Source organism: Legionella santicrucis (genome assembly GCF_001468135.1).
In the GTDB taxonomy this organism is placed as follows: domain Bacteria; phylum Pseudomonadota; class Gammaproteobacteria; order Legionellales; family Legionellaceae; genus Legionella; species Legionella santicrucis.
Map to the genome: position 1 here is coordinate 217,850 of NZ_LNYU01000091.1, position 7,918 is coordinate 225,767.

Here is a 7,918-nt window from a genome sequence, read left to right on the forward strand (position 1 = left end):
AAATCAGTAGCCTCACTACAGTATATAAAAAACCTAAAACAATCCGCTGTCGTCATGCCCTTACCAGGATAAGCTCGACTCTTTTTCAGGGTTAAAGGCATTAAAAAAACACAGCTTTATTTCAATAGAGTCTAGGTTAATGCCTTAAAGCAATCAACTTTTTCCATATAATTTATGATCTAAAATATAAAAATAGCAGAGAACATGTAGATATCCTCGGAGATATATAGACAACATTACAGAGATCAGGCAAAATCTGCCAAAATTATCGATACAGACTAAAACATGAAAAAAATTCTGGTGTTACATGGACCAAATTTAAATCTCTTGGGAACACGAGAGCCCTCGATTTATGGAGGTACGACGCTAGAATATATCAATACTCGTTTAGCTAAAGAAGCAACAGAAGCAGGATTTGCTCTGCAATGTTACCAAAGTAATTCTGAGGCAGATTTAATTCAATCGATCCACCAAGCAAGTACTAATGAAATCGATTATATAATTTTTAATCCTGCAGGATTTACTCATACCAGTATAGCCTTAAGAGATGCGTTGAGTGCTGTTGCAATTCCGTTTATTGAAGTACATATCAGTAATATTTATTCCCGCGAAACTTTTCGTCACCACTCTTATTTTTCTGATATAGCCATAGGCATTATTAGCGGCTTAGGTGTACAAGGGTATTCGTTAGCATTAACCTCAATTATTGAAAGAGAAACAAATAATGGACATTCGTAAAATCAGAAAATTAATCGAATTGCTGGAAGAAACTGGCATTTCAGAAATTGAAATTAAAGAAGGTGAGGAATCACTTAGATTAAGTCGTCACAGCAGTGTTCCTGTTGTAGAGCATCCTCAAGTTCATTACGTATCACCTCCTGTACCACAAGCAGCGTCACTTTCTGCTGGATCTACGTCTAATTCTACCGTAGGAAGCACACACCAAGAAAGCAAGCCGGCAGCACCCACTACTTCTGGTCATCAAATTCATTCACCCATGGTAGGGACAATGTATACATCACCCTCGCCAGAAAGTCCTCCTTTTGTCAGCCTTGGCCAAACAGTCAAGGCAGGTGATGTTTTATGTATCGTTGAAGCAATGAAAATGTTTAATGAAATTGAAGCAGACCGCGCCGGTAAAGTCGTAGAAATATTAGTCGGTAATGGAGAGCCTGTAGAATACGATCAGGTTCTATTTATTATAGAATGAGGGTGCATCCATGCTCAGTAAAATTGTTATTGCCAACAGAGGTGAAATCGCCCTTCGCATCTTACGTGCATGTAAAGAGCTTGGTATTCAGACTGTAGCCGTACATTCAAACGTAGATAAAGATTTATTACATGTTCGTCTCGCTGATGAAACGGTTTGCATAGGACCTGCTCCAGCACAAAAAAGCTATCTGAATATTCCAGCTATTATTTCTGCTGCTGAAATTACTGACGCTGTAGCCATTCACCCTGGTTATGGTTTCCTTTCAGAAAACGCTGATTTCGCGGACATAGTAGAAAAAAGTGGATTTCGATTCATTGGCCCAAGAGGTGAAACAATTCGCCTCATGGGAGATAAAGTCTCTGCGATTAAGGCCATGAAAGCCGCAGGAGTTCCTTGTGTTCCTGGATCAGATGGTCCTTTAACTGATGACGATCATAAAAATTTAGAAATAGGTCAAAAAATTGGCTATCCTGTTATTATTAAAGCAGCAGGAGGTGGCGGGGGGCGTGGTATGCGCGTTGTACATAGTGAATCACATCTTCTCAACGCGATTGCACTAACACGTAGTGAAGCTAAAGCCGCATTTAATAATCCTGTCGTTTATATGGAAAAATTTCTGGAAAATCCTCGCCATGTTGAATTCCAAGTGTTAGGAGACGGTAAGGGTAACGCAATTCATCTTGGTGAACGTGACTGTTCCATGCAAAGACGCCATCAAAAAGTAGTAGAAGAAGCACCTGCGCCAGGGATTAGCCTTGAGCTTAGAGATAAAATTGGTGCTTCTGTAGTCAAAGCGTGCCAAGATTTAAAATATCGTGGTGCAGGTACTTTTGAGTTCTTATATCAGGATGGCTGTTTTTATTTTATCGAAATGAATACTCGAATTCAGGTTGAGCATCCAGTAACTGAAATGATTACAGGAATTGATTTGATTAAAGAACAAATCAAAATTGCAAGTGATCAACCTTTTACATTGACGCAAGAAAATATTCAATTACGCGGCCATGCAATTGAATGTAGAATTAATGCAGAAGATGCTAAAACATTTATGCCTTCGCCAGGAACAATAAAATTATTACATCAACCAGGTGGTCCAGGTATTCGTTTTGACTCTCATATTTACAGTAGTTATACGGTGCCCCCTAATTATGACTCTATGATTGGTAAACTCATTAGTTATGGAAACACTCGTGCTGAGGCACTTGCAAGAATGCGTAATGCGCTGGATGAAATTATCATTGATGGTATAAAAACGAATATCGAATTGCATCAACGCATCTTTCATGATCAATCTTTTATTGCAGGTGGCACAAATATTCACTATCTGGAAAAAATGCTTAAGGGCTAACTACTATGTGGTTTCAATTAAAAATAGAACATTGTTCTAGCCAAGAAATTGAACAACTGAGTGATCAGTTAGAAGATTTTGGCGCACTATCCATTATGCTTACTGATAAAAATGACAACCCTGTTCTGGAGCCAGAACCAGGAACTACCCCTTTATGGCCCGAAGTTATTATTCATGCCCTATTTGCAGAAATATTTCAAGCTCAATATACTCGCGATCAGTTGACCCAAGCTTATCCTGCATTAGCATGTACTTTAGAAATTTTGGAGGATAGAGATTGGGAAAGAGCGTGGATGGATGATTTTAAACCACAGCGTTATGGACAACGTTTATGGATTTGCCCTACTTGGTCAACTCCACCAGAACCCAATGCAGTGAATTTAATGCTCGACCCAGGCTTAGCTTTTGGTACAGGAACCCATCCTACTACAGCATTATGTTTAACCTGGCTTGAGCAAGCAAATTTAAGCAATAAATCTATTATTGATTATGGTTGTGGCTCAGGAATTCTTTCTTTGGCTGCATTAAAATTAGGAGCAAAAGAAGTATATGCGGTGGATATTGATCCGCAAGCTTTGCAAGCTACCACGAATAATGCCTTAACGAACCAATTAGAAGAGAATCAATTACTAGTAAGTTTGCCTGATGCATTACAATATCCAGTAGATTTGATCATAGCCAATATTTTGCTAGCACCGCTACTCACCTTGAAAGAACGTTTTCATCATCTTTTAAAGAGCGAAGGGATGCTTATTGTATCAGGAATACTTGAAGAACAAGTATCTGAAATCATAAAGACCTATGATTCAATGTTTACTCTTTTACATCAAGAAAAGCTTAATGGATGGTCATTATTGGCTTTTGTACGAAAGTAATATTTTAACGCAGTACTAGGTTCTGTTTCCATTTTGCTAGCCCATTTAGGCTGGGATAGTAGAAATGGAAACAGCCCCTCCAAGTAAAAGGTGGCTACCAATGATCGCAGAACAAAAATTTTCTACTTTTAAACCTAAAAGAGCTTTGCTTAGTGTTTCTGATAAAAGAGGAATAGTTGAACTTGGCAAAGTCCTCCATCAACATGGAGTAGAACTTATTGCAACAGGTAATACTTCTGCCTTACTTAAAGAACACCAATTGCCAGTTACTGATGTCAGTGAATGCACAGGTTTTCCAGAAATGCTTGACGGTCGAGTTAAAACATTACACCCTGCAATACATGCAGGATTGCTTGCTCGCAAAAATAAGGATGAGAAAACATTACAAGAACACTCCATTAAACCTATTGATTTACTCATTATTAATTTATATCCATTTGAGCAAACCATTAGTCGCCCTGATTGTAATTTTAATGCTGCAATTGAAAATATTGATATTGGTGGCCCAGCAATGATTCGCTCTGCAGCAAAAAATCATGCGCACACTTTTGTCGTAGTAAAGCCAGAAGACTATGCGGAGCTTATTGATTATATACATTCTAAGAAAGTACCTATGGACTGGGGATTTACCTTAGCTAAAAAAGCTTTTGCACATACAGCAGCTTATGATGCAGCAATCGCTAATTATCTAACTACTTTAGATGAACAATATACTCCCTCTGGATTCCCGGAAGTACTTACCTGCCAATTCAATAAAATTACTGATCTACGTTATGGAGAAAATCCACATCAACAAGCTGTTTTTTATGGGGATAAAAATGCTACATCTGGCTCTCTAGGAGGAGCTCAATTAATTCAAGGCAAGCAACTATCCTACAATAATATTTTGGATGCCGATGCTGCTTTGGATTGTGTTAAATCATTTGCTCATGATAAACCAGTTTGTGCCATTATAAAACATGCCAATCCTTGTGGGGTTGCGTTAAGTGATACTCTTCTTAATGCATATCTTAAAGCGTACCAATGTGATCCAGCATCAGCTTATGGCGGCATTATTGCGTTTAACCAAACAATAGATGGCGGCACAGCAAAAACAATCCTAGAAAAACAATTTGTAGAAGTCATTATTGCTCCAGAGATAAGTGATGAAGCAAAAAAAATGCTTGCCAACAAAGAAAATATTCGTGTCTTAGTAACAGGAGTATGGCAACCAGATAACGCTTTTAGTTTAAATATGAAGAAAGTAGATGGTGGCTTACTGGTGCAAGAACATGACTCTCTTGCTTTAGGAAGTTATGAATTAAAAACCGTAACGCAAAAAAAACCATCCGACCAACAAATGAATGATTTAATGTTTGCGTGGCTTGCAGCAAAACATGTGAAATCTAATGCGATTGTTTATGCCAAAGATGCTGCAACTATAGGCTTAGGAGGCGGTCAAACGAGTCGAGTAATGAGTGCTCGTATTGGTCTTTGGCAAGCAACCCAAATGGGATTTGATACTCATGGCGCAGTAATGGCCTCCGATGCATTCATTCCTTTTCCCGATACGGTTGAAATCGCTGCAAAAGCTGGTATCTCTGCTATTATTCAACCAGGAGGTTCAATCAGAGATACACAGGTGATTGCTTGTGCTGAAGAACATGGGGTCATTATGGTATTTACTGGAGTTCGTCATTTTAAACATTGATGCATCAAATAAGATTGTTATGAACTACTCTATAGGTTGTTAAAACATTTTACCTATGGCTCAAAAGACGCATGAACTTTTTTGGAGCATGCGCACAATCAAAAGTGCGTGTAATGGAGTTATAAATGGTTAAAACCCTTGTAATTACTGGCATCAGTCGAGGAATAGGATTAGAAACAGCTCGAATTTTTTTAGCACATGACTGGCATGTCATCGGAACTTCGACACATGGCACAATCCCTTTAAAAAATAAAAACTTAAAAAGTTACAGTCTTGATTTAAAGAGCTCGCAACAAATTAATCTTTTTGCAGAAAAATTACCGAAAATTGATGTGTTAATTAATAATGCAGCCGTACTTCTGGAGAATTGGAATCAAGAAAAAATCAATATGGAGCAATTAAAAGACACATTTGCTGTGAATGTATTTGGGACTATTGAATTAACCGAAAAATGCCTTTGTAAGTTAAATACCGATGCGCAAATCATTAATATATCATCGGGATGGGGGACATTTAGCTCAAATGATTCTGCTTATCAACCACACTACAAAATGTCAAAATCATGCTTAAATATGTACACACTACTTTTGACAAAAAGATTGCCCAAAAACACTATTTCTAGTTTTGATCCAGGCTGGGTCAGAACTGATATGGGAAAAAGCAATGCACCAAAATTACCATCAGAAGCAGCGCAAGAAATTTATAATTTAGTCAATAAGAAAAAGAAAAGCGGCTATTTTTGGCACGAAGGAGCAATTAGAGATTGGTAATTTATAGCTTATAGAGTACAAATGATATAAACATTAGAAATTCAATCCCTTTCTTTAGAGAAGATTTTTAGATCTCAAATGTTATACTCTTGATCAGTAAGAAGAAACAAACCAAAATAGACACAAAAACATTTGTCCTTAGGAGTTAGGATGATCCACGACACGGAACTTAGTGAGTTACTTAAAGCAATAGCTGAAAAAAGTTTGCAAATTATTTCAGATATACAAAAAACTCCCTTGCAGCTCTCTATTATCATCAATCAATACATTGAACTAACAGAACACTTTCAAAGTGTGATGACTATTCTTTTAAAAAATCCAGAAAAAATCTGGGCAATGCAGCTTGCATATTGGCAAGATGCTTTCAATTTAGCACAAATCCAATTAGAGCATTGGTTAGAAGGAAAACCTGTGCCTATTGAGGATCCCCGCTTTAGAGAAGAAGACTGGTTGAACAATCCATTTTTCAACATAATGATCCAGCATTATCTTTTAGCCAGTCAGCACATGAATAATTTATTTGAAACAGCGGAATACCCCGATAAAAATACAGCAAAGCGCCTGCAATTTTTTACCAAACAATATTTAGATGCTTTATCTCCGGCAAACTTTATCCACACTAATCCACAGATTATGGATGAAACACTCAAAAGCCGTGGTAAAAATTTATTACGTGGATTACATAACTTACTTTCAGATCTGGAGGTAGGCTCCTCTCGCTTAATGATTAAAATGACCGATATGGAGGCTTTTAAGCTAGGTGAAAATCTAGCGATAACCCCAGGAAAAGTTATTTTTCGCAATAACATGATAGAACTGATTCAATACACACCCCAATCCACTAAAGTCAAATCAATACCCCTGCTCATCATCCCTCCCTGGATTAACAAGTATTACATTCTTGATTTAAGCCCCCACAATTCTCTAGTGCGTTGGTTAGTAAAACAAGGAATTACCGTATTTATGATTTCCTGGGTTAATCCAGACGCAAGCTTTTCTCATAAAAGCTTATACGATTATTTAAATGAGGGTCCAATAACAGCAATTAAGATCATCCAACAACAGATGCATGTTAATCAAGTCAATGCTATGGGGTTTTGTATTGGCGGAACACTTCTTTCCATGCTTCTTGCTTACAATAAAGCATGCCAAGATAACTCGATTCACAGCGCAACTTTTTTAGCATCGATGATTGATTTCAGTGATCCTGGTGACATTTCAGTATTTATTGATGAGCAACAAATTGCAAAACTGGAAGACGAGATGAAATCCAAAGGCTATCTTGCTGGAAAATTTATGGCATCAAGCTTTAATTCACTTCGTGCTAATGATTTAATTTGGTCATTTTTTATTAAAAATTATTTACGTGGCAAAAATCCAGTTCCTTTCGATATATTGTATTGGAATTCAGATTCTACGAATATGCCCGCAACGATGCATTCACAATACTTGAGATGGATGTACTTGCATAATAATTTGTCAAAACCTGGTAAAATACATCTTAACCATACACCAATTGATGTCACTCTTATTGAGATACCTACTTTTTTTCTCTCAACAGAAAAAGATCATATCGCGCCCTGGAAAACTACCTATATAGGTTTTCAACTAATGAAGGGGCCCAAGCGTTTTGTTCTAGGGGGATCAGGACATATAGCAGGAATTGTTAATGCACCTGAAGCAAAAAAATACAGCTATAAAGTGAATAATCACGCTCCTTCCAATGCGGAAAAATGGTTGGAGCAAGCAACAGAACACTCTGGCTCTTGGTGGCCTGAATGGTTAAAATGGCTAAAATCACATTCAGGAAAACTCATACCCGCTCCAGAATTTGCACAATTACCATTAACACCATTAATGGATGCGCCAGGAAGCTATGTTTTGAAAAAATAAGGTAACAGATTAAATTAAATTTCACTGTGAACAAAACCGTGACCATCTGAGAAATAAGTTTGTTACTTTTTAGACCCTTCCGCTTTTGCGGCAGGTGACGTGTCATTTTAACAACCCTGAGCCCATTAA

At 37.5% G+C, this 7,918-nt stretch carries 7 protein-coding genes; all 7 read left to right on the forward strand.

Annotated features, from left to right (window positions below; all coding sequences use genetic code 11):
- Window positions 1-285 precede the first annotated feature (285 nt).
- The 7 genes from aroQ (at window position 286) to Lsan_RS18685 (ending at window position 7,789) form a co-directional block, all read left to right on the forward strand.
- On the forward strand, window positions 286-738 hold the full coding sequence (aroQ, locus tag Lsan_RS18655; RefSeq protein ID WP_058515619.1) for a type II 3-dehydroquinate dehydratase: 453 nt from the start codon (window positions 286-288) through the stop codon (window positions 736-738).
- Entirely contained in the window at window positions 725-1,210 is a 486-nt protein-coding gene (accB, locus tag Lsan_RS18660) for an acetyl-CoA carboxylase biotin carboxyl carrier protein (RefSeq protein WP_058515620.1), read from the forward strand. The genes aroQ and accB overlap by 14 nt, the downstream gene beginning before the upstream one ends.
- Before the next feature lie 10 nt (window positions 1,211-1,220).
- Window positions 1,221-2,561 (forward strand): acetyl-CoA carboxylase biotin carboxylase subunit, encoded by a 1,341-nt coding sequence (accC, locus tag Lsan_RS18665; RefSeq protein ID WP_058515621.1) that lies wholly within the window; start codon window positions 1,221-1,223, stop codon window positions 2,559-2,561.
- 5 nt (window positions 2,562-2,566) lie between these two features.
- Window positions 2,567-3,436 carry a 50S ribosomal protein L11 methyltransferase gene (prmA, locus tag Lsan_RS18670; RefSeq protein ID WP_058515622.1) on the forward strand — a complete coding sequence of 290 codons (870 nt, stop codon included), beginning with the start codon at window positions 2,567-2,569 and terminating at the stop codon, window positions 3,434-3,436.
- A 100-nt stretch (window positions 3,437-3,536) separates the two neighbouring features.
- Window positions 3,537-5,126 carry a bifunctional phosphoribosylaminoimidazolecarboxamide formyltransferase/IMP cyclohydrolase gene (gene purH / locus Lsan_RS18675; protein WP_058515623.1) on the forward strand — a complete coding sequence of 530 codons (1,590 nt, stop codon included), beginning with the start codon at window positions 3,537-3,539 and terminating at the stop codon, window positions 5,124-5,126.
- Window positions 5,127-5,251: 125 nt separating this feature from the next.
- The gene (locus Lsan_RS18680; protein WP_058515624.1) at window positions 5,252-5,896 is read left to right on the forward strand and encodes an SDR family NAD(P)-dependent oxidoreductase; all 645 of its coding nucleotides are present in this window, start codon (window positions 5,252-5,254) and stop codon (window positions 5,894-5,896) included.
- A gap of 150 nt (window positions 5,897-6,046) precedes the next feature.
- Window positions 6,047-7,789 (forward strand): PHA/PHB synthase family protein, encoded by a 1,743-nt coding sequence (locus Lsan_RS18685; protein ID WP_058515625.1) that lies wholly within the window; start codon window positions 6,047-6,049, stop codon window positions 7,787-7,789.
- The last annotated feature ends 129 nt before the right edge of the window (window positions 7,790-7,918 follow it).